A 22649-nucleotide genomic window follows, 5' to 3' on the forward strand; every position below is an offset into this window, starting at 1 on the left:
TTCCACGCTTGAGGACCGCACATCATGTTGAAAGGTTACGGAGCTGTCATCCTCGAAGGTGCCTGGCTGACGTTGCAGCTGGCCCTGTCGTCGATGGCTCTGGCGATCGTTCTCGGTCTGATCGGCGTGGCGCTTCGTCTGTCGCCGGTACGCTGGATTGCCTGGCTGGGCGATCTGTACAGCACGGTCATTCGCGGCATTCCCGATCTGGTCCTGATATTGCTGATTTTCTACGGCGGTCAGGACCTGCTCAACCGGGTTGCGCCGCTGCTGGGTTTTGATGACTACATTGATCTTGACCCCTTGCTGGCCGGGATCTGCACTCTGGGCTTCATCTTCGGTGCCTATCTCTCGGAAACCTTTCGCGGTGCGTTCATGGCCATCCCCAAGGGGCAGGCCGAAGCCGGCATGGCGTATGGCCTGAGCAGTGGCAAGGTGTTCTTCCGCATTCTGGTGCCGCAGATGATTCGTCTGGCGATCCCCGGTTTCACCAATAACTGGCTGGTCCTGACCAAGGCCACTGCACTGATTTCCGTCGTCGGACTGCAGGACATGATGTTCAAGGCCAAGCAGGCGGCCGATGCCACCCGCGAGCCTTTCACCTTCTTTCTGGCGGTTGCGGCGATGTACCTGGTGATTACCAGTGTTTCGCTGCTCGCCTTGCGTTACCTCGAAAAACGCTACTCGGTAGGCGTGAGGGCGGCTGACCTATGATCTTTGACTACAACGTGATCTGGGACAGCCTGCCGCTGTACTTCGGCGGTTTGCTGACCACCCTGAAACTGCTGGCGATTTCGCTCGCATTCGGGCTGCTCGCGGCGTTGCCGCTGGGCCTGATGCGGGTCTCGAAAAACCCTTGGGTCAATATGCCGGCCTGGCTGTACACCTATGTGATCCGCGGCACGCCGATGCTGGTCCAGCTGTTCCTGATCTATTACGGGCTGGCCCAGTTCGACGCGGTGCGCGAAAGCTTTTTATGGCCTTGGCTGTCCAGTGCTACGTTCTGTGCCTGTCTGGCGTTCACTATCAATACCAGCGCCTATACGGCCGAGATCATTGCCGGCAGCCTCAAGGCCACGCCGGCCGGTGAAATCGAGGCTGCGCGGGCCATGGGCATGTCGAAGGCCAAAATGTATCGGCGCATTCTGCTGCCCTCGGCCTTGCGCCGGGCGCTGCCGCAGTACAGCAACGAGGTCATCATGATGCTGCAGACGACCAGTCTGGCCTCCATCGTGACCCTGATCGACATCACCGGCGCTGCCCGCACGGTCAACGCGCAGTTCTACCTGCCGTTCGAGGCTTACGTTACCGCAGGCGTTTTCTATCTGTGCCTGACATTCATTCTGGTGCGGCTGTTCAAAATTGCCGAACGCCGCTGGCTGGGCTATCTGGCCCCACGGAAGGTCTGAAATGCAAAGAATCGATCATGTATTGCCGTGGAGCACCCTCGGCACCGAACGCACGCTGAGTGTCTTTCGCTTCGGCACTGGCGAGCGAAAAGCCTACATTCAGGCCAGTCTGCACGCAGACGAACTGCCCGGCATGCGCACCGCCTGGGAGTTGAAGAAACGCCTGACCGAGCTGGAACAGCAAGGCGCGCTCAAGGGCGTCGTCGAGCTGGTGCCGGTGGCCAACCCGCTGGGGCTGGGGCAGTTACTGCAAGGTGCGCACCAGGGGCGTTTCGAGTTCGGCAGCGGCAAGAATTTCAACCGTGACTTCACCGAGCTGAGCGAGCCGGTCACCGAGTTGCTGGAAGGCCAGTTGGGCGATGACCCGCGCGCCAATACCCAATTGATTCGTCAGGCGATGATGACTGCACTTGAAGGCTTGCCTGCCGCGCAATCGGAGTTGCAAGGCATGCAGCGCATCCTGCTCAAGCATGCCTGCATCGCTGATGTGGTGCTGGATCTGCATTGCGATGCCGATGCCGCGCTGCACATGTATGCCTTGCCACAGCACTGGCCGCAATGGCGCTCGCTGTCGGCGCACCTGAATATTCAGGTGGCACTGCTGGCCGAGGATTCCGGTGGCAGTTCCTTCGATGAAGCCTGTTCGCTGCCGTGGTTGCGTCTGTCACGGACCTTCCCGCAGGCGCAGATCCCGCTGGCGTGTCTGGCGACCACCCTTGAGCTGGGTGGTCAGGCCGACACCGGCAAGCCTCAGGCGCAAGCGCACGCCGAAGGCATTCTGGCGTTTCTGGCCGAACAGGGTTTTATCAGCGGTGACTGGCCGCAGCCCGCACATCAAGCCTGTGAAGGTCTGCCATTCGAAGGTACCGAATTGCTCTATGCGCCGCATCCTGGCGTGGTGACATTCCTGCGTGCCGCAGGCGATAAAGTCGAAATCGGCGATGCGCTGTTCGAAGTCATCGACCCGCTGTCCGATCAGGTCAGTACCATTTGTGCGAATACTGCCGGGGTGCTGTTTGCCATCGAGCGGCTTCGTTACGCTCAACCAGGTTTCTGGCTGGCCAAAGTGGCGGGGCGCACCGCGCTGCGTCATGGACGTCTGCTCAGTGATTGACCGTTCTGTGGGAACCCAAAGCATGAACAAACTGGAAGTGCAGGACCTGCACAAGCGCTATGGCAGTCACGAAGTGATCAAGGGCGTGTCCCTGACCGCCAAAGCTGGCGATGTCATCAGCATCATCGGCTCCAGCGGCTCGGGCAAAAGCACCTTTCTGCGCTGCATCAACCTGCTCGAACAGCCCCATGCCGGCAAGATCCTGCTCAACAACGAAGAGTTGAAGCTGGTGCCGAACAAGGACGGCGGTCTGAAAGCTGCCGACGCCAGACAGTTGCAGCGCATGCGCTCACGTCTGTCGATGGTATTCCAGCACTTCAACCTGTGGTCGCACATGACGGCGCTGCAGAACATCATCGAAGCGCCGGTTCATGTTCTGGGCGTGTCGAAAAAGGAAGCGCTGGAAAAAGCCGAGCACTACCTGGCCAAGGTCGGCGTGTCCCATCGTAAGGACGCTTATCCAGGACACATGTCCGGTGGCGAGCAGCAGCGTGTGGCCATTGCCCGCGCGCTGGCGATGGAACCTGAAGTGATGCTGTTCGACGAGCCTACCTCGGCGCTCGACCCTGAACTGGTTGGTGATGTGCTCAAGGTCATGCAGGGGCTGGCTCAGGAAGGCCGGACCATGGTGGTGGTGACTCACGAAATGGGCTTTGCCCGGGAAGTCTCCAACCAGCTGGTTTTCCTGCACCAGGGTGTGGTTCTGGAGCGTGGTGACCCACGCGAGGTACTGGCCAACCCGCAGACCGAGCGTCTGCAGCAGTTCCTGTCAGGTAGCCTCAAGTGACGATCGGCATCGCATGGCGATGCCTTTTTACGGCAGAACAGGGCATGCTGCGCGACGCGCGACATGACCTGGATGTTCCAGATCGAGCCATCTTCTGAGGCTCGGCTTTTGCGGCAATACGTATCGGATGTCCCAATGACTGCCCATCGAATAGGTTTTCTCGTCTGGCCTGGCACCAAAGCCCTGACTCTGGCACTTGCCGAGGAAGCCTTGCGTGTCGCTCAGCGCGTTCATCCTGAAGTGGTCTACGAATTGTCGTTTCTACAGGCCGAGGCAGGGGAGCCGACAGCGGTTGCCGGCGCCTGGCAATTGCCGGGCGAGCCCTGGACCGGGCGACTGGACGGTTTTCAGAAGCTGTTTCTGCTCGCTGATGAGCCTCCGGCAGCCGTGGCTCCGGCGCTGGGCAGCGCGCTCAAGCAACTGGTGCGTGCCGGCTGTTCGATTGGCGGGCTGTCGGCGGGCGTTTACCCGCTCGCGCAACTGGGCCTGCTGGATGGCTATCGCGCTGCCGTGCACTGGCGCTGGCAGGACGACTTCGCCGAGCGCTTCCCCAAGGTCATCGCCACCAGCCATTTGTTCGATTGGGACCGGGATCGCCTGACTGCCTGTGGTGGCATGTCGGTGCTCGATCTGCTGCTCGCGGTGCTGTCCCGTGATCATGGGGCCGAGCTGGCCGGGGCGGTTTCCGAGGAACTGGTGGTCGAGCGCATTCGCGAAGGCGGCGAGCGTCAGCGCATTCCGTTGCAGAACCGTCTGGGCTCCAGCCATCCAAAGCTGACCCAGGCTGTACTGTTGATGGAAGCCAACATCGAAGAGCCGTTGACCACTGACGAAATCGCCCAGCACGTGTGTGTGTCGCGCCGTCAGCTGGAGCGAATCTTCAAGCAGTACCTCAACCGTGTACCCAGTCAGTATTACCTGGAGCTGCGCCTGAACAAGGCGCGTCAGATGTTGATGCAGACCAGCAAGTCGATCATTCAGATCGGTCTTTCGTGCGGTTTTTCCTCGGGTCCGCACTTCTCCAGTGCCTACCGCAACTTCTTCGGCGCCACGCCGCGTGAAGACCGTAACCAGCGACGCAGCAGCAGCCCGTTCGAACTTTCGCCGGTGCCTGCCGAGCGCGGTTGATTGTCTTGTCGCGATAGAAGTGCTGCCGCGACAGCTCTGGTCCAGACAGGCCGGCCTCAATCCGTTTAAACTGCGCCTTTGTGACGCAATATGTCGCATTGCCGAAAACCTTGAAAAAACCCGGTTTTGCGCTGTAACAAGTTGTCGCCTGGCGGCAAGGCCGAACACAATTCAGTCCTTACAATCTTTCCATCGCTCGCCAGTTTCAGGCAGGCGTTCCTCATCAGGAGACTCCGATGTCCGTTGAGCATGCTGCGGTGCAACGCGCCGATTTCGACCAGGTAATGGTCCCCAATTACGCCCCGGCCGGGTTCATTCCCGTGCGCGGTGCGGGCTCCCGGGTCTGGGATCAGGCGGGACGCGAACTGGTGGATTTCTCGGGCGGGATCGCCGTCAACGTATTGGGCCACTGCCATCCGGCGCTGGTCGGTGCCTTGACCGAGCAGGCCAACAACCTCTGGCATGTGTCCAACGTTTTCACCAACGAGCCGACCCTGCGTCTGGCCAAAAAGCTGGTGGATGCGACGTTCGCCGAGCGCGTGTTCTTCTGTAACTCGGGCGCTGAAGCCAACGAGGCGGCCTTCAAGCTGGCGCGCCGAGTGGCGCACGACCTGCACGGTCCTGAAAAATACGAAATAATTTCGGCCGTAAATAGTTTTCATGGACGCACCCTGTTTACCGTCAGCGTCGGTGGCCAGCCGAAATACTCCGATGGTTTCGGGCCGAAAATCACCGGCATCAGCCACGTGCCGTATAACGACCTTGAAGCGTTGAAAGCGGCTGTTACCGACAAGACCTGCGCTGTGGTGCTGGAGCCGATTCAAGGCGAAGGCGGCGTGTTGCCGGGCCAGCTGGAATACCTGCAAGGCGCGCGCAAGCTGTGTGACGAGCACAACGCGTTGCTGGTATTCGATGAAGTGCAGAGCGGCATGGGCCGTAGCGGTCATCTGTTCGCCTACATGCATTACGGCGTGACCCCGGACATCCTTTCCAGCGCTAAAAGCATCGGTGGCGGCTTCCCCCTGGCGGCCATGCTGACCACTGAAAAACTTGCCAAACACTTTGCGGTCGGCGTTCACGGCACCACGTATGGCGGCAACCCGCTGGCCTGCGCGGTCGGTGAAGCGGTGATTGATGCCGTCAATACGCCTGAAGTGCTGGCTGGCGTGCAGCGCAAGCATCAGCAATTCAAGACCCGCCTGGAGAGCATCGGCCAGCAATATGGCGTGTTCACCGAAGTGCGCGGCCTGGGCCTGTTGATCGGCTGCGTGCTGTCCGACGCCTGGAAAGGCAAGGCCAAGGACATTTTCAACGCCGCTGAAGCCCAGGATCTGATGATTCTGCAGGCCGGTCCCGACGTAATCCGTTTCGCGCCGAGCCTGGTGATTGAAGACGCAGACATCGAAGAAGGCCTGAACCGCTTCGAACGTGCCATCGCCAAGCTGACGTCCTGATTCATCCGCTTTATCCCGGTGTCTGCCTGATCGGCAAACACCGGACATTTTCCTGTGCTGTGCGGCATGATGCCGTGTGGTGCTTTTACCAGTGCCGGTCGTAAATGCCGGTCGATCTACAAGGAGTGGCACCATGCTGGTGATGCGCCCTGCGCAAATGGCTGATCTGGCCGAGGTTCAACGCCTCGCTGCCGACAGCCCTATCGGTGTCACGTCCTTGCCCGACGATGCTGGCCGCCTGACCGACAAGATCGGCTCGTCGGAGGCATCATTCGCCGCCGAGGTCAGCTTCAACGGCGAAGAAACCTACTTCTTCGTGCTCGAAGACAGCGAAAGCGGCAAGCTGGTGGGCTGCTCGGGCATTGTTGCTTCGGCGGGCTACTCCGAGCCGTTTTACAGTTTTCGCAACGAAACCTTCGTGCATGCTTCCCGCGAACTGAAGATCCATAACAAGATCCATGTTCTGTCCCAGTGTCACGACCTGACCGGTAACAGCCTGCTGACCAGTTTCTACGTGGTCCCGGAACTGGTTGGCACTGCTTGGTCGGAGCTCAACTCTCGCGGCCGCCTGCTGTTTGTTGCCAGTCACCCCGAGCGCTTTGCCGATTCGGTGGTCACCGAGATCGTCGGTTACAGCGACGAACAGGGAGATTCGCCGTTCTGGGATGCCATCGGGCGCAACTTCTTCGATCTCAACTACGCCGCTGCCGAGCGCCTGTGCGGGCTGAAAAGCCGGACCTTCCTCGCCGAGCTGATGCCGCATTACCCGATCTACGTGCCATTGCTGCCTGACGCTGCGCAGGAGGCCATGGGCCAGGTGCATCCGCGTGCGCAGATCACCTTCGACATCCTGATGCGCGAAGGCTTTGAAACCGACCATTACATCGACATCTTCGACGGTGGCCCGACCCTGCATGCCAAGGTATCCGGAATCCGGTCCATCGCGCAGAGCCGTCTGGTGCCGGTCAAGGTCGAAACCGCGCAAAGCAGCGATGTCGGCACAGGCGGGCGTCTTTATCTGGTTGCCAACGGCCTGTTGCAGGATTACCGCGCGGTGCTCCTGGAACTGGACTGGGCACCTGGTAGACCGGTGGTGCTGAGCCTGCAGGCCGCCGACGCACTGGGCGTTGGTGAAGGTGCCAGTGTGCGGATCGTCGCGGTCTGAGCCAGACGTTCGATAGCCGATTAGTGAGTTTCAAGGCTCTCGATGAGCCGCTGAGGAGATAACATGATCGTTCGTCCTGTACGCAGCAGTGACCTGCCTGCGCTGATCGAGCTGGCGCGCAGCACCGGTGCCGGTCTGACGACACTGCCCGCCAATGAGCAGCGTCTCGCGCACCGGGTAGGCTGGGCTGAAAAGACCTTTCGCGGAGAAGCCGAGCGCGGCGATGCCGACTATCTGTTCGTGCTTGAAGATGACGATGGTCGGGTGGTCGGCATTTCTGCCATCGCCGGGGCGGTCGGCTTGCGCGAGCCCTGGTACAACTACCGGGTCGGCCTTACGGTCAGTGCTTCGCAGGAACTGAACATCTACCGGGAAATCCCGACCCTGTTCCTGGCCAACGATCTGACCGGCAATTCCGAGCTGTGCTCGCTGTTCCTGCACAGCGATTCACGCAATGGCCTCAATGGCCGCCTGCTGTCCAAGGCGCGCATGCTGTTCATCGCCGAATTTCCGAAGCTGTTCGGTAACAAGATCATTGCCGAGATGCGTGGCATGTCCGACGAGAATGGCCGGTCGCCGTTCTGGGAAAGTCTGGGTCGGCATTTCTTCAAGATGGAATTCAGTCAGGCCGATTACCTGACCGGCGTTGGCAACAAGGCATTCATTGCCGAGCTGATGCCCAAATTTCCGCTTTATAGCTGCTTTCTTTCCGAAGACGCACGCAATGTGATCGGCCGCGTGCATGCCGACACCGAGCCTGCGCTGACCATGCTCAAGGGCGAAGGGTTCTCGTATCAGGGTTACGTCGACATCTTCGATGCTGGGCCTGCCATCGAGTGCGAGACCGGCAAGATTCGCGCAATCAAGGACAGCCAGGCGCTGGTACTGGCCATCGGTACGCCAGGTGACGATGCGCCGCAGTTTCTGATTTACAACCGCAAGCGTGAAGACTGCCGCATTACGGTAGGCGCTGCGCGTTTCGCCGCTGGCACGCTGGTGGTTGCGCCACAAACCGCCAAGCGGCTGCGCATGAGTGCAGGCGACAACGTGCGCGCCGTGCCTTTGTCAGCGGCGCGGGAGGGCGTTTGATGAGTACCCTCTACATTGCAGGTGCATGGCAGGCCGGGCAGGGCGAGCTGTTCCATTCTTTGAACCCGGTGAGCCAGCAAACTTTGTGGTCCGGGCAAAGCGCTACGGCAGAACAAGTCGATTACGCGGTGAAGGCTGCGCGTCAGGCATTTCCCGGCTGGGCGCTGCTGTCTCTGGATCAGCGTATTGCTGTGCTGGAGGCCTTTGCTGCCAGCCTCAAGGACCGCGCCGATGAACTGGCGCACTGCATCGGTGAAGAAACCGGCAAGCCTTTGTGGGAGTCGGCGACCGAAGTAACCAGCATGGTCAACAAGATTGCCATCTCGGTGCAGAGCTATCGCGAACGAACCGGCGAAAAGAGCGGGCCGCTGGGCGATGCCACCGCAGTATTGCGCCATAAGCCACATGGTGTGGTCGCGGTGTTCGGGCCGTACAACTTTCCTGGTCATTTGCCTAACGGGCACATCGTTCCGGCCTTGCTGGCGGGCAATACGGTAGTGTTCAAGCCCAGCGAACTGACGCCGAAAGTCGCCGAACTGACCGTCAACTGCTGGATCGAAGCCGGGTTGCCTGCCGGTGTTCTCAACCTGCTGCAAGGCGGTCGCGAAACCGGTATTGCACTGGCTGCCAACCCAGGCATCGACGGGCTGTTCTTTACCGGGTCAAGCCGCACCGGTGACGCGCTACACCAGCAGTTCGCCGGGCGCCCCGAGAAGATTCTCGCGTTGGAAATGGGCGGTAACAATCCACTGATCGTTGATCAGGTTCAGGACATCGACGCAGCGGTTTACACCATCATTCAGTCGGCGTTCATTTCCGCAGGCCAGCGCTGCACCTGTGCGCGTCGCCTGTTGGTGCCCGAGGGCGACTGGGGCGATGCCTTGCTGGCGCGACTGGTTGCCGTCAGCGCGACTATCGAGGTGGGGGCGTTCGATCAGCAGCCGTCTCCGTTCATGGGCTCGGTCATTTCGCTGGAGGCCGCACGCGCCTTGCTCGACGCGCAGTGCAACCTGCTCGCCAACGGCGCAGTGACCTTGCTGGAAATGCGTCAGCCGCAGGCCGGAGCAGCGCTGCTGACGCCGGGCATTATCGATGTCAGCGCGGTCGCCGAGCGGCCTGACGAAGAGCTGTTCGGCCCGCTGTTGCAGGTTATCCGCTACGCCGGTTTCGACGCCGCCATCGCCGAAGCCAACGCCACTCGCTATGGCCTCGCGGCAGGCTTGCTCTCGGACTCCGAAGCACGCTATCAGCAGTTCTGGCTGCACAGCCGCGCCGGGATCGTCAACTGGAACAAACAGCTGACCGGCGCCGCCAGCAGCGCACCGTTCGGCGGGGTCGGCGCCTCGGGCAACCACCGCGCCAGCGCCTATTACGCAGCCGACTATTGCGCCTATCCGGTGGCTTCGCTGGAGACGGGCAGCCTGACCCTGCCGTCGACACTGACCCCCGGCATCAGGCTGAGCTGACAGGGTGCGCACGATTGCTTATAAAAACAGATCCACGGAGCCTTGCCGATGAAGTCCTGTGAAGTGAATTTTGACGGTCTGGTCGGGCCAACCCACAACTACGGCGGGTTGTCCTACGGTAATGTCGCCTCCCAGAGTAACAGCCAGCAATGCGCGAACCCGCGTGAAGCGGCGCTGCAAGGCCTGGCGAAAATGAAGGCGCTGATGGACCTGGGTTTTACCCAGGGCGTGCTGGCACCGCAGGAACGCCCTGATGTGGCCGGTTTGCGGCAGCTGGGTTTCACCGGCAGCGATGAACAGGTGATTGAAAAAGCCGCCCGTCAGGATATGCCATTGCTGGTTGCCAGTTGCTCGGCATCGAGCATGTGGGTGGCCAACGCGGCGACGGTCAGCCCCAGTGCCGACACCGCAGATGGGCGCGTGCATTTCACGGCAGCCAACCTCAACTGCAAATACCATCGCAGCATCGAGCACCCGACCACCAGCCGCGTGCTGGGGGCGATGTTTGCCGATGCAAAGCACTTTGCCCATCATCCTGCGTTGCCACCAGTCGCGCAGTTCGGTGACGAAGGCGCGGCCAACCACACCCGTTTCTGTCAGGACTACGGCCAGCCCGGCGTGGAGTTTTTCGTTTTTGGCCGCAGTGCGTTCGATACCCGCTACCCGGCACCGCAGAAGTATCCGGCCCGCCAGACCCTGGAAGCGTCACGAGCTGTTGCGCGTTTGCATGGCTTGAGCGAGGGCGGTGTGGTTTATGCTCAGCAAAACCCGGCGGTCATCGATCAGGGTGTATTTCATAACGATGTGATCGCGGTCGGCAACGGTGAGGTGCTGTTCTATCACGAGGATGCATTCCTCAACACCGAGCCAATGCTTAATGAGCTGCGCGACAAACTCGGCCGTGTCGGCGGGCAGTTGCGGGCGATTTGTGTGCCGCGTGCCGAGGTCTCGGTGCAGGATGCGGTGCGCTCTTACCTGTTCAATAGCCAGTTGTTGTCACGCCCGGACGGCTCGATGCTGCTGATCGTGCCGCAGGAGTGTCAGGCCAATGCGAGCGTCTGGGCTTATCTGCAGCGGTTGATTGCCGATGACAGCCCGGTTGCCCAGGTCAATGTGTTCGATCTCAAGCAAAGCATGCAGAACGGCGGCGGCCCTGCCTGCCTGCGACTGCGTGTAGCGCTCAAGGAAACCGAGCTGGCTGCGGTGAACCCTGGCGTGATCATGACCGCGCCGCTGTACGACACGCTGACGCAATGGGTCGACAGGCACTACCGTGATCGCATGAGTGAAAACGATCTGGCCGATCCCCGATTGCTGAGCGAATGCCGTACGGCATTGGATGAACTGACGCAAATCCTTAAACTGGGTGCCGTCTATCCGTTTCAACTGAATTGAAACACCCTGCGCGCCGGGCAAATGTCTGGCGCATGATTTCTTTATCTAGAGCATTCCGACTATGAGCGACGCCCTGCAACTTATCCTTGAAGACACCGATGGCACCCAGCTGGAAACCTCTTGCACCCGCGTTGCCATTATCTGGCAGGGCAAGGAGCTGTGGATTCAGCAGGATGGCCGTGGCCAATTGCTGATCGGTGTTGATGTCGAAGAAGACGATGCCGAGTACGCCAACCTGCTGCTGCGCCCGTTGGCAACCAACCTGGTCAGCCTGCAACTGGAAATGGAACCGGCCGACGCAGGTGCCGACGAAGACGGTCACGTTCACGGTCCTGACTGCAACCACTAAGGAAGTTGCCCTATGCTCGCCCTCGGCAAATTGCTTGAACTGACCCTGGCTGGACGTGAGCCAGCGGAAAAGACTCAACTGACCGTCGAAGGCGTGCGAATGCGATGGATGGGCGAGGGGGCTCTGGAGGTCCGCCCGCCGGAAGTCCGTGACAATGGCACGGACCTGCTGCTCTCTGCCGGTATTCATGGCAACGAGACTGCACCCATCGAGCTGCTGGATGAACTGATCCGCAGCATCGCGCGCGGCGACCTTAAACCGCGCGCACGTATTCTGTTTCTGTTTGGCAATCCCGACGCCATGCGGCGCGGTACCCGGTTTGTCGAGCAGGACGTCAATCGGCTGTTCAACGGTCGTCACGAGCAAAGTGGCGGTGCAGAAGCCCTGCGTGCCTGCGAGCTGGAGCACTTGGCCGCCAGCTTTTTCAGCCTGCCGGATCGCTACCGCCTGCATTACGACCTGCACACTGCCATTCGCGGTTCGAAGATCGAGCAGTTCGCGCTTTACCCGTGGAAAGAAGGTCGTCAGCACTCGCGTCTCGAACTGGCCCGGCTGCGTGCTGCGGGGATGAGTGCGGTGTTGCTGCAGAACAAACCGTCCATTGTGTTCAGCGCCTATACCTACGATCAGCTGGGTGCCGAGGCCTTCACTCTGGAACTGGGCAAGGCCCGGCCGTTCGGCCAGAACCAGCAGGTCAATCTTGCGCCGCTGCGTCTGCGTCTGGAGCAGATCATCGAAGGCCGCGAGCCCGAGCTGGATGAAAATCTTGAGGGGTTGCAACTGTTCAGCGTGGCACGCGAAGTCATCAAGCGCACCGATGCATTCACGTTCAACCTCGCCGATGCTGTAGAAAACTTCTCACCGCTGGAAAAGGGCTACGTGCTGGCCGAAGACGCGGGTGGTTCACGCTGGGTGGTAGAGGGGGATGGTGCGAGAATCATCTTCCCCAACCCGAAGGTCAAAAACGGCCTGCGGGCGGGGATTCTGATTGTGCCGACTGATGCGGGTAGCCTTGGCTGATCGCTGGGCACCCTCAAGACCGGACGCAGAGCGTCCAGAACGGCATTCCCACGCAGAGCGTGAGGAACGATAATCTCAACTATCGTGCGACGCTGCAGCGTGAGGAGCGATAATCTCGACTATCGTGCGACGCTCCGCGTCGGCATGCCGTTCTGGACGCTCTGCGTCCTCTTTGCGACATAGAACCTGCGCAACGAGAGTCGTCCTGACGAACGCCTCTCGTGCCGCTGCTACGCGTTTCAGCAGGCCGCTTTTTGCTGAGCGTCCAGGCGACGCAGGCTGCGTACCTTGTTCAAGGTGTCAGCGCAGGTCTTGGCCGCTTCTTCGCCTTTGTGGGAGAAGTGATCGAAGAAGAACTTCTGATGTTCTTCGCCCGCATGGAAGTGGTGCGGTGTCAGGACCACGGAAAACACCGGTACTTCGGTTTCCAGCTGGACCTGCATCAGCGCGCTGACCACTGACTGCGCAACGAATTCATGGCGATAGATGCCGCCGTCCACTACCAGTGCAGCGCCGACGATGCCAGCGTAACGGCCGGTATTGGCCAGCAGTTTTGCATGCAGCGGAATTTCGAAGGCACCGCCCACTTCAAAGATGTCGATGTCACTTTCCGCATAGCCATGATTGGCCATCTCGGCGATAAAACCTTTACGGCTTTGATCGACGATATCCTTGTGCCAGCAGGCCTGGATGAAGGCGACGCGTTCGTTCGGGTGGCTTTTGCTTTTGCTGTCGATTGCAGTAGGTTGCACGTGTTCTGACTCCTGTTTATGGAAAAAACAGGGCGTTTGGATCGAAAGGGATTCAAGTCGCGTAGGAAAGCCTCCTGAACGATGTCGTTCATGATGAGGTTTTGCAGACGTTCTTGCTGACACCAATCCCGCTCTCTCTTCATCCGGACTATGACCGTCGGCCCCGGAATCACACCGGGTCTGCTGACCTTGCCGATCGCCAACCAAAGCTGCGACCCCCAAGCGCTCGCGGGCTAGACGCATTGCGCGCCATTACCGCCGGTGGGGAATTGCACCCCGCCCTGAGAACGTTGCCGGCACTTTACGTGGCCGGCGCAGGATTTTTATCACAGTTCGCCGGATCATGCATGGACACTTTCGTACGGTGCACCTACCTTTTTCTTATAAGGGCACAGAGTATCGAGAGTGGCGGCGCTTGATTATCATGTGCTGTGGCCTCAGTAATGCCTTGTTGCAAGCCAAAGGTTGCATGCATTATCGATCTTCAACTTCAGGGAGTTTTTTCGTGACTGTCATCGATCTGCGCAGCGACACAGTGACTCTGCCTACGCCCGGTATGCGGGATGCCATGGCGCGTGCGCCCGTCGGCGATGACGTCTATGGTGAGGACCCCACCGTCAACCTGCTCGAAGCGACGCTCGCCGAGCGCCTCGGGTTTGATGCCGCGTTGTTTGTCCCGTCAGGCACCATGAGCAATCTGCTGGCGCTGATGGCGCACTGTGAGCGTGGCGATGAATACATCGTTGGCCAGCAGGCCCACACGTACAAGTACGAAGGCGGCGGTGCAGCCGTGCTGGGTTCCATCCAGCCGCAGCCACTGAAGGTGCAGGCCGATGGCTCCCTTGACCTGCAGCAGGTGCTCGACGCCATCAAACCCGATGACTTTCACTTCGCCCGCACACGCCTGCTGGCCCTGGAAAACACCATGCAGGGCAAGGTGCTACCGTTGGAATACCTGGCCGCCGCACGCACACTGACGCTGGAAAAAGGCCTCGCCCTTCATCTGGACGGCGCACGGCTGTACAACGCATCGGTCAGGCTGGGCGTCGATGTTCGCGAGATTACCCGGCACTTCGATTCGGTATCGGTGTGCCTTTCCAAGGGCCTGGGCGCACCGATCGGCTCGGTACTGTGCGGATCGCAGCCATTGATCGCCAGAGCGCGTCGCCTGCGCAAGATGCTCGGTGGCGGCATGCGTCAGGCCGGAGGGCTGGCTGCCGCAGGGCTCTACGCGCTGGATCATCAGGTCGAGCGGCTGGCGGATGACCATGCCAATGCTGCGTTTCTGGCCGAAGGCCTGAGCGGGCTCGGCTACGCTGTCGAGCCGGTGCAGACCAACATGGTCTACGTGCAGATTGGGGAGCGCGCTGCAGCACTCAAGGCGTTCTGTGCCGAGCGGGGCATCGTGCTCACAGCCGCGTCGCGACTGCGCATGGTGACCCATCTGAATGTGTCGCGTGCGCAGGTTGAACAGGTCATCGCTGCATTTGCAGCCTTTGAACACTCATGAGATCACGATAATCCAGTTACTTGTTTCTATCGCACAAACACACTGTACCGAGGGCGCAACGCCTATATAATGCGGCCCTTTGCCGTCGCTACGTCATTTGACGTTTTGCACTTGCCTCTGGCCGCAGTCTCCGTGGAAGAACCTATGAAAAGCGCAGAAATCCGTGAAGCCTTCCTTGGCTTCTTCGAAGAGCAAGGCCACACCCGTGTTGCTTCAAGCTCCTTGATTCCGGGCAATGACCCAACCCTGCTGTTCACTAACGCAGGCATGAACCAGTTCAAGGATTGCTTCCTGGGCCAGGAAAAACGCGCCTACACCCGCGCCGTTACCAGTCAGAAATGCGTGCGTGCCGGTGGCAAGCACAACGACCTGGAAAACGTCGGCTATACCGCTCGTCACCACACTTTTTTCGAAATGCTGGGCAACTTCAGCTTCGGTGACTATTTCAAGCGTGATGCCATTACCTACGCCTGGACCTTCCTGACCTCCGAGAAATGGCTGAACCTGCCCAAGGAAAAGCTTTGGGTCACGGTCTACGCGACCGACGACGAAGCCTACGACATCTGGACCAAAGAGATCGGCGTGCCTGCCGAGCGCATGGTTCGTATCGGCGACAACAAAGGCGCGCCTTACGCCTCCGATAACTTCTGGACGATGGGCGATACCGGGCCATGCGGTCCTTGCAGCGAGATTTTCTTCGATCACGGCCCGGAAATCTGGGGCGGCCCGCCAGGCTCGCCGGAAGAAGACGGCGACCGTTACATCGAAATCTGGAACAACGTATTCATGCAGTTCAACCGGACTGCAGATGGCGTGCTGCACCCGCTGCCAGCGCCGTCTGTCGATACCGGCATGGGCCTGGAGCGTGTCAGTGCGGTTCTGCAACACGTACATTCCAACTATGAAATCGACCTGTTCCAGAGCCTGCTGGCTGCGTCGGCCAAGGCCATTGGTTGCAGCAGTGACAACCAGGCTTCGCTGAAGGTCGTGGCGGACCACATCCGTTCTTGCGGTTTCCTGATCGCGGACGGCGTGCTGCCTTCCAACGAAGGTCGTGGCTATGTGCTGCGCCGCATCATTCGTCGCGCCTGCCGTCACGGCAACAAGCTGGGTGCCAAGGGCAGTTTCTTCTACCAGATCGTTGCCGCGCTGGTTGCCGAGATGGGGTCTGCGTTCCCTGAGCTGGTGCAACAGCAGTCGCATATCGAGCGCGTGCTGAAAGGTGAAGAGGAACAGTTCGCCAAGACCCTTGAACAGGGTCTGAAAATTCTTGAACAGGATCTGGCTGACCTCAAGGGCACCGTGGTGCCGGGTGAAGTCGTGTTCAAGCTGTATGACACCTACGGTTTCCCGATGGACCTGACGGGTGACATCGCCCGCGAGCGTAATCTGACCCTGGACGAAGCCGGCTTCGAGCGTGAAATGGACGCCCAGCGCGTGCGCGCCCGCTCGGCCAGCTCGTTTGGCATGGATTACAACAGCCTGGTCAAGGTTGACGTCGCCACGCAGTTCACCGGTTACTCTGCAACGACTGGCAGCGCCAGCGTTGTGGCGCTGTATAAAGAAGGTCAGTCGGTCACTCACCTGAATGAAGGCGAAGAGGGCGTGGTGATTCTCGACACTACCCCGTTCTATGCCGAATCGGGCGGTCAGATCGGCGACAGTGGTTTCCTGCATGCCGGTGATGTGCGTTTTGATGTCAGTGACACCACCAAGACTGGCGGTGCGTTCCTGCACCACGGTGTTGTGGCCTCCGGCAGCCTGAGCGTTGGCGCCCAGGTTGAAACACAGGTGGCCGATGAAGTTCGCGATGCAACCAAATTGAACCATTCGGCCACTCACTTGCTGCACGCCGCATTGCGTCAGGTGCTGGGTGAGCATGTTCAGCAGAAAGGCTCGCTGGTCGACAGTCAGCGCCTGCGCTTTGACTTCAGCCATTTCGAGGCGATCAAGCCCGAGCAACTGCGTGCGCTGGAAGATATAGTCAACGCCGAGATTCGCAAGAATACCGAGGTAATGACCGAAGAAACCGATATCGACACGGCGAAGAAGAAGGGCGCCATGGCGCTGTTCGGCGAAAAGTACGGCGACAGCGTTCGCGTACTGAGCATGGGCGGCGAGTTTTCCGTCGAGCTGTGTGGTGGCATTCACGCCAGCCGCACCGGTGACATCGCGCTGTTCAAGATCGTCAGTGAAGGCGGTGTCGCTGCAGGTGTGCGGCGTATCGAGGCGGTTACCGGTGCTGCTGCGCTGGCCTGGCTGAATGCGGCCGAAGATCAACTCAAGGAAGCCGCGACGCTGGTCAAAGGCAATCGCGACAACCTGCTGGACAAGCTGACGGCTGTGCTTGAGCGCAACCGTCTGCTGGAAAAACAACTGGAACAACTGCAAGCCAAGGCAGCCAGTGCCGCCGGCGACGACCTGTCGTCTGCCGCGCTGGATGTCAAAGGGGTCAAGGTTCTGGCTACGCGCCTGGATGGCCAGGACGGCAAGGCGCTGCTGGCGCTTGTCGACCAGTTGAAGAACAAGCTCGGCCGCGCAGTGATCCTGCTCGGCAGTGTTCATGAGGACAAGGTTGTCTTGGTCGCAGGCGTGACCAAGGACCTGACTGGCCAACTCAAAGCCGGTGATTTGATGAAGCAGGCGGCTGCCGCTGTCGGTGGTAAAGGCGGTGGGCGTCCTGATATGGCTCAAGGCGGTGGTGTCGATGCAGGTGCGCTGGATTCAGCGCTGGCACTGGCCGTTCCTTTTGTAGAGCAGGGTATCTGAGTCGAGTCTGCAGGCCTGTCGATTGCCGGCAGGCCTTGCAAGGATTTGAATGGGTTAATAGGTGCTCTTAACGGGTTCTGAGGCGGCTTTGAGATGGCTTTAATCGTACAGAAATTTGGCGGCACCTCGGTGGGCTCTGTAGAGCGCATCGAGCAGGTGGCCGACAAGGTCAAGAAATTCCGTGAGGCTGGAGACGACCTTGTGGTCGTGCTGTCGGCCATGAGCGGCGAAACCAACCGTTTGATCGAGCTGGCCAGGCAGATCAGTGATCAGCCGGTTCCCCGTGAACTGGACGTGATCGTTTCCACTGGCGAGCAGGTCACCATCGCGCTGCTGGCGATGGCGCTGATGAAGCGTGGCGTGCCTGCGGTGTCCTACACCGGCAATCAGGTCCGTATCCTTACCGACAGCGCGCATAACAAGGCGCGCATCCTGCAGATCGACGACCAGAAGATCCGCTCCGACCTGAAAGCCGGTCGTGTGGTGGTGGTCGCCGGCTTCCAGGGCGTCGATGAGCACGGCAACATCACCACCCTCGGCCGTGGTGGCTCGGACACTACCGGTGTTGCGCTGGCCGCAGCGCTGAAAGCTGACGAGTGCCAGATCTACACTGACGTCGATGGTGTGTACACCACCGACCCGCGTGTCGTGTCGCAGGCTCAGCGCCTCGACAAGATCACCTTCGAAGAGATGCTGGAAATGGCCAGCCTCGGGTCCAAGGTGCTACAGATCCGTGCGGTCGAGTTCGCCGGCAAATACAACGTCCCGCTGCGCGTTTTGCACAGCTTCAAAGAGGGGCCGGGCACCCTCATTACAATCGATGAAGAGGAATCCATGGAACAGCCGATCATTTCCGGCATCGCCTTCAACCGCGATGAAGCCAAGCTGACCATCCGTGGTGTGCCAGACACCCCCGGCGTAGCGTTCAAGATTCTCGGCCCGATCAGCGCGGCCAATATCGAAGTCGACATGATCGTGCAGAATGTTTCGCACGATAACACCACCGATTTCACCTTCACGATCCATCGCAACGACTATCAGGCTGCCTTGCAGGTGCTTGAGTCCACCGCGCGTGAGATCAGCGCTCGTGAAGTGTCCGGCGATACCAAGATCGCCAAGGTGTCCATTGTCGGTGTCGGCATGCGCTCGCATGCAGGCGTTGCCAGCCGTATGTTTGAAGCATTGGCCAAGGAAAGTATCAATATACAGATGATCTCCACGTCGGAAATCAAGGTTTCCGTGGTCATCGAAGAGAAGTATCTGGAGTTGGCTGTGCGCGCGTTGCACACGGCTTTTGAGCTGGATGCTCCGCGGCAGGGTGAGTGATCCTGTCGTCGAAGGGCGCGGTCTGACCGCGTCTTTCGGGTGCTGCGCAGAAAGGCTGTGGTTTTCTTTGCGTTAGTCGATACACAGGTAAGGGTTGTGGCCTTGTGCTACAGGTCGATGCCTACTGGTTTGCAGACTGTTGTCCCTGAATAAAGGCGTAAGGAGAAAAGTATGCTGATTCTGACTCGTCGGTGCGCGGAAAGCCTGATCATTGGTGACGGTGAGATTACCGTGACCGTGCTCGGAGTGAAGGGTAATCAGGTGCGTATTGGTGTCAATGCGCCCAAGGAAGTCGCTGTCCACCGTGAAGAGATTTACCTTCGCATCAAGAAAGAGAAGGACGAAGAACCAAGCCATTAATTTTTATTGAATTTTTGGTTTGCAAACGGGGAAAAGGGTGGTTATTATACGCCCCGTGTTGCGGAGAGCTGGCCGAGTGGCCGAAGGCGCTCCCCTGCTAAGGGAGTACACCTCAAAAGGGTGTCGGGGGTTCGAATCCCCCGTTCTCCGCCATTATTTATGTAGTGCGTAAGATTGGGCTTGATCGGTAAGTTGTTGAATTTACTAGAAAAAGTGCTTGACTAAACAATTTTACGACCTATAATGCGCGGCACCAACACATGCACTCGTAGCTCAGCTGGATAGAGTACTCGGCTACGAACCGAGCGGTCACAGGTTCGAATCCTGTCGAGTGCACCATTTAAAGTTGTTTGAAGTGTTGTAAGCAATTACAAGGTTTCCGATAACTGGCTTCAACCAGAGGTGATCTGGTCTAAAAACACCAATGCACTCGTAGCTCAGCTGGATAGAGTACTCGGCTACGAACCGAGCGGTCACAGGTTCGAATCCTGTCGAGTGCACCATACAACGAAAAGCCCACATCGAAAGATGTGGGCTTTTTGCTTTCTAGCGTTTTCCTTTAACGCATCCGTTCCCGTCGAATGTCACATTGTTGCTGCGGCCCTTTTTCTGGTTGTACACGTAATGCAATTCGCCATTACGGTTGGTGATTTTGTCCGGACGCCCCAGCAGGCTCTCGACATCACGCATAGTCATGCCGGGAGGTGTGCGCTGGTTGATGATAGCTGCCCGACGCTGTTCAGCGCTCAGGCGGTTGCCGCAACCATCATCGCGCGTGCCGACCACGACCAGTTCCTGGCTCGCGGGCTTCCTGCGTGTTGGCGCTGAAAGGTTTGCGGGCGGGAGTAGATCGATGTTGGTTCCCGGTGGCACATTGAAGGTCCTTTGCATGCTGGTGCTGTGGCCTTCGGGACAGCCGAGAGTGGTGAACATGATTTTTCCGGAAGCGTCTTCGCAGCGATGAACAGTGCTGGCGGTCGCGGGTGCAGGAGCGCAGAGTAGAGCGCTCCACAGGGATAGATGAACGGCTGTGCGCATGCTCAAGTCCTCCATGACAGGGTGTCGTGCAAGCCTAGCCGCAGCCTCTGGAGGCGGCGAGCAGGTTTTCTTGGCTGAATGTGACGTTGAGGCCGGGCCAGCTCACAGAGTTTTACAGGTTTGTGCTGCAAACGGTTGTTATAGGCCGAATTTCTCGCATGCGCTTCTCTAAAAGCGGTGTATCATTGCGCCCGTCAGCTCCGCCGGGGCTTGTGGAACACCTCCATGGACTTACCCAGTCGTTACTCAATAATGTTTTTCAACAATCATGAATTAACTGATTGATCTCCCGGCGTGCTCCGCTGCTGGGAGTGGAGTTCGCCTATGACCGAAAGAGAAGTAAAAAAAACGCAGGAAAGCTTGCAGGATCGCCTGGCTCAGGTTGTCGATCTGCTGCAGCGCCAGCGTATTGTTGAAGATCTGACTCATCGTCAGGAAGGTCAGCATCAGGACCGTGTAGAAAACCTGGTTCACCGGCAGAACCTCGTCGAGTTGCAACGCAAGCTCGAAGACCTTCACTCTGCCGACGTCGCCTATATCCTCGAAGCCCTGCCTCTGGAAGATCGTCTGACCGTATGGCAGCTGGTCAAGGCTGAGCGTGACGGCGACATTCTTCTTGAAGTATCCGATTCCGTTCGTGAAACCCTGATCGCCGACATGGATGATCACGAGTTGCTCGCGGCGGCACGGGACATGGACGCCGACGAACTGGCCGACCTTGCTCCCGAGTTGCCCCGTGATGTCGTTCACGAGCTGATGGAGGCACTGGATTCACAACAGCGTGAGCGTGTCCGTTCGGCTTTGTCCTATGACGAGGATCAGGTCGGTGCGCTGATGGACTTCGAGATGGTGACGATCCGTGAGGATGTCAGCCTTGAAGTGGTGCTACGCTACCTGCGCAGGTTGAAAGAGCTGCCGGGCCACACCGACAAACTGTTTGTGGTCGACTCCGAAGGCGTGCTCAAGGGCGTGCTGCCGATCAAGCGCCTGCTGGTCAATGATCCGGAGAAGCAGGTTGGCGAAGTCATGGCCAACGATCCGGTCAGCTTTCACCCGGAAGACGATGCCTACGATGCGGCACAGGCCTTCGAGCGTTACGACCTTATCTCTACGCCGGTGGTGGACAAGAACGGCAAGCTGATCGGCCGTCTGACCATCGATGAAATGGTCGACCTGATTCGTGAAGAGAGCGAAAGCGAAGTTCTCAACATGGCGGGTCTGCGCGAAGAAGAAGATATTTTCGCTTCGGTATGGCGTTCCCTGCGCAACCGTTGGGCCTGGCTGGCAGTCAATCTGGTGACGGCCTTCCTGGCTTCGCGCGTGATCGGCCTGTTCGAAGGCTCCATCGAGAAGCTGGTGGCGCTCGCTGCACTGATGCCTATCGTGGCCGGGATTGGTGGCAACTCCGGTAATCAGACCATCACCATGATCGTGCGCGCGATGGCGCTGGATCAGGTCAATACCGGTAATACCGCCCGCTTGCTGCGCAAGGAGCTGGCTGTCGGCTTGATCAACGGTTTGCTCTGGGGCGGGGTGATCGGCGTGGTTGCCTACATGCTGTACGGCAGTTGGTCGCTAGGCGTGGTCATGACCGCAGCCATGACGCTCAATCTGCTGCTGGCGGCGCTGATGGGCGTTTCCATCCCTATGGCGCTGGCGCGCCTGGGGCGAGACCCTGCCATGGGGGCAAGCGTCATGATTACGGCGATGACCGACAGCGGCGGTTTCTTCATCTTCCTGGGGTTGGCGACGATCTTTCTGCTCTAAGCTTTCTGTTTCAAGATAGGCTCTTAAAATAAAAAAAACCGCCATGATCAGGCGGTTTTTTTATGCCCTGACGAAGTCTTCGGCTTGCCATGTACTGCCACTAGGCCTACGACTACTAACGAAAAAGGCTACAACGAAAAAGGCCAGCTTTCGCTGGCCTTTGTCTGTTACACCAAGTCTCAGGACTCTTCGGAAGCGAGTTCCGTGTCATGAGCAATCAGCGAAACAAGTGCATTCTGTTGACGATGTGAAAGCTGACGAAAACGTTGCAGCAGCTCGCGTTCGTGCAAGGACAGCTCAGGACTGTCAAGACGCAGGCTTGGTTCATCACCAAGTGCGCCTTCCTGAATCAGGCTTTGTTCGAGGCGAGCAATGATTTCCGAGTTCATGCTGCGGTGATGATTCTTGGCTACCTCTTGCACGCGATTACGCATGCCGTCTGGTAGGCGAACGACGAACTTGTCAGCCGTGCGGCTGGAATAAGTAGCCTGTTTCATAGGGCTCATATATTTAACCGGTTAGTTCAGGGGAAGCGGTTCTAGCAAGTGGCCGCAAGATTGTCATCGTGAGACAGTCATTTTGGCCAAATGTTCAACCGGGGTTCCAAGGGGCCGACATCATGCCGTAATACGTCGAATCCTTGGCGTCAATTCTGTGACAAATATTGACTCAGGTGGCGGCGTTTGGCCAGCACCAATTATCAGAAATGCGAGCAAATTTGCAAAGTCTTCGCATTTGCCCCTGAATAACC

General features: G+C 58.9%; 20 protein-coding genes, 3 tRNA genes and 1 riboswitch. Of the genes, 20 read left to right on the plus strand and 3 right to left on the minus strand.

The annotated features are described in order from the left end of the window. Window positions 1-24 precede the first annotated feature (24 nt). The 12 genes from RYB66_RS21290 to astE all read left to right on the plus strand — a co-directional run bounded on the left by RYB66_RS21290 (window position 25) and on the right by astE (window position 12376). The gene (locus tag RYB66_RS21290; protein WP_002554442.1) at window positions 25-714 is read left to right on the plus strand and encodes an ABC transporter permease; all 690 of its coding nucleotides are present in this window, start codon (window positions 25-27) and stop codon (window positions 712-714) included. Continuing rightward, window positions 711-1409 carry an ABC transporter permease gene (locus tag RYB66_RS21295; RefSeq protein ID WP_002554441.1) on the plus strand — a complete coding sequence of 233 codons (699 nt, stop codon included), beginning with the start codon at window positions 711-713 and terminating at the stop codon, window positions 1407-1409. Before RYB66_RS21290 ends, RYB66_RS21295 begins: the two co-directional genes overlap by 4 nt. A gap of 1 nt (window position 1410) precedes the next feature. After that, complete coding sequence (locus tag RYB66_RS21300; RefSeq protein ID WP_316895361.1) at window positions 1411-2523, plus strand: M14 family metallopeptidase; 1113 nt, start codon at window positions 1411-1413, stop codon at window positions 2521-2523. Between the two features lie 22 nt (window positions 2524-2545). Continuing rightward, window positions 2546-3310: an ABC transporter ATP-binding protein gene (locus RYB66_RS21305; protein ID WP_002554439.1), complete on the plus strand. Its 765-nt coding sequence runs from the start codon at window positions 2546-2548 to the stop codon at window positions 3308-3310. A 135-nt stretch (window positions 3311-3445) separates the two neighbouring features. After that, on the plus strand, window positions 3446-4438 hold the full coding sequence (gene argR / locus RYB66_RS21310) for a transcriptional regulator ArgR (protein ID WP_004665895.1): 993 nt from the start codon (window positions 3446-3448) through the stop codon (window positions 4436-4438). Window positions 4439-4674: 236 nt separating this feature from the next. Further along, window positions 4675-5892, plus strand: coding sequence for an aspartate aminotransferase family protein (locus RYB66_RS21315; RefSeq protein ID WP_316895363.1), 1218 nt, complete (start codon window positions 4675-4677; stop codon window positions 5890-5892). A 133-nt stretch (window positions 5893-6025) separates the two neighbouring features. Then, window positions 6026-7057, plus strand: a complete 1032-nt coding sequence (gene aruF / locus RYB66_RS21320; protein ID WP_005746295.1) for an arginine/ornithine succinyltransferase subunit alpha — start codon at window positions 6026-6028, stop codon at window positions 7055-7057. 63 nt (window positions 7058-7120) lie between these two features. After that, window positions 7121-8146 (plus strand): arginine N-succinyltransferase, encoded by a 1026-nt coding sequence (gene astA, locus RYB66_RS21325; protein WP_004659722.1) that lies wholly within the window; start codon window positions 7121-7123, stop codon window positions 8144-8146. Next, window positions 8143-9612 carry a succinylglutamate-semialdehyde dehydrogenase gene (astD, locus tag RYB66_RS21330; RefSeq protein ID WP_161798116.1) on the plus strand — a complete coding sequence of 490 codons (1470 nt, stop codon included), beginning with the start codon at window positions 8143-8145 and terminating at the stop codon, window positions 9610-9612. The genes astA and astD overlap by 4 nt, the downstream gene beginning before the upstream one ends. Before the next feature lie 48 nt (window positions 9613-9660). Further along, on the plus strand, window positions 9661-11007 hold the full coding sequence (gene astB, locus RYB66_RS21335) for an N-succinylarginine dihydrolase (RefSeq protein WP_005746298.1): 1347 nt from the start codon (window positions 9661-9663) through the stop codon (window positions 11005-11007). A 61-nt stretch (window positions 11008-11068) separates the two neighbouring features. Further along, entirely contained in the window at window positions 11069-11356 is a 288-nt protein-coding gene (locus tag RYB66_RS21340) for a hypothetical protein (RefSeq protein WP_005731381.1), read from the plus strand. Between the two features lie 12 nt (window positions 11357-11368). Continuing rightward, window positions 11369-12376: a succinylglutamate desuccinylase gene (gene astE / locus RYB66_RS21345; protein WP_005746299.1), complete on the plus strand. Its 1008-nt coding sequence runs from the start codon at window positions 11369-11371 to the stop codon at window positions 12374-12376. 239 nt (window positions 12377-12615) lie between these two features. Here the strand turns inward: astE and RYB66_RS21350 are convergent, their stop codons facing one another. After that, window positions 12616-13128 (minus strand): 6,7-dimethyl-8-ribityllumazine synthase, encoded by a 513-nt coding sequence (locus RYB66_RS21350; RefSeq protein ID WP_005746300.1) that lies wholly within the window; start codon window positions 13126-13128, stop codon window positions 12616-12618. 126 nt (window positions 13129-13254) lie between these two features. Next, window positions 13255-13421: riboswitch (FMN riboswitch) on the minus strand. 212 nt (window positions 13422-13633) lie between these two features. Between RYB66_RS21350 and ltaE the strand changes: the two genes are divergently transcribed. From ltaE to RYB66_RS21385, 7 genes are all read left to right on the plus strand, one after another. After that, window positions 13634-14638 (plus strand): low-specificity L-threonine aldolase, encoded by a 1005-nt coding sequence (gene ltaE / locus RYB66_RS21355; RefSeq protein WP_316895367.1) that lies wholly within the window; start codon window positions 13634-13636, stop codon window positions 14636-14638. A gap of 144 nt (window positions 14639-14782) precedes the next feature. After that, window positions 14783-17407, plus strand: a complete 2625-nt coding sequence (alaS, locus tag RYB66_RS21360; RefSeq protein ID WP_005746302.1) for an alanine--tRNA ligase — start codon at window positions 14783-14785, stop codon at window positions 17405-17407. A gap of 93 nt (window positions 17408-17500) precedes the next feature. Beyond that, the gene (locus RYB66_RS21365) at window positions 17501-18733 is read left to right on the plus strand and encodes an aspartate kinase (RefSeq protein ID WP_002554427.1); all 1233 of its coding nucleotides are present in this window, start codon (window positions 17501-17503) and stop codon (window positions 18731-18733) included. Window positions 18734-18904: 171 nt separating this feature from the next. Then, a complete protein-coding gene (gene csrA / locus RYB66_RS21370) occupies window positions 18905-19093 on the plus strand; it encodes a carbon storage regulator CsrA (RefSeq protein ID WP_002554426.1) in 189 nt (62 codons plus the stop codon). 62 nt (window positions 19094-19155) lie between these two features. After that, window positions 19156-19246 (plus strand) — tRNA-Ser (locus RYB66_RS21375). Window positions 19247-19355: 109 nt separating this feature from the next. Next, window positions 19356-19432 (plus strand) — tRNA-Arg (locus RYB66_RS21380). Between the two features lie 87 nt (window positions 19433-19519). Then, window positions 19520-19596, plus strand: a tRNA-Arg gene (locus tag RYB66_RS21385). Window positions 19597-19639: 43 nt separating this feature from the next. On the opposite strand, the gene bamE is transcribed toward RYB66_RS21385, so the two are convergent. Beyond that, entirely contained in the window at window positions 19640-20131 is a 492-nt protein-coding gene (bamE, locus tag RYB66_RS21390; RefSeq protein ID WP_016981506.1) for an outer membrane protein assembly factor BamE, read from the minus strand. A 324-nt stretch (window positions 20132-20455) separates the two neighbouring features. Here bamE and mgtE point away from each other — a divergent pair, with 324 nt between their 5' ends. Beyond that, a complete protein-coding gene (mgtE, locus tag RYB66_RS21395; RefSeq protein WP_002554424.1) occupies window positions 20456-21898 on the plus strand; it encodes a magnesium transporter in 1443 nt (480 codons plus the stop codon). 179 nt (window positions 21899-22077) lie between these two features. On the opposite strand, the gene RYB66_RS21400 is transcribed toward mgtE, so the two are convergent. Then, window positions 22078-22404: an Arc family DNA-binding protein gene (locus RYB66_RS21400; protein WP_002554423.1), complete on the minus strand. Its 327-nt coding sequence runs from the start codon at window positions 22402-22404 to the stop codon at window positions 22078-22080. Window positions 22405-22649 lie beyond the last annotated feature (245 nt).

Source organism: Pseudomonas syringae group sp. 243L2 (assembly GCF_032587875.1).
GTDB classification, from domain to species: domain Bacteria; phylum Pseudomonadota; class Gammaproteobacteria; order Pseudomonadales; family Pseudomonadaceae; genus Aquipseudomonas; species Aquipseudomonas amygdali.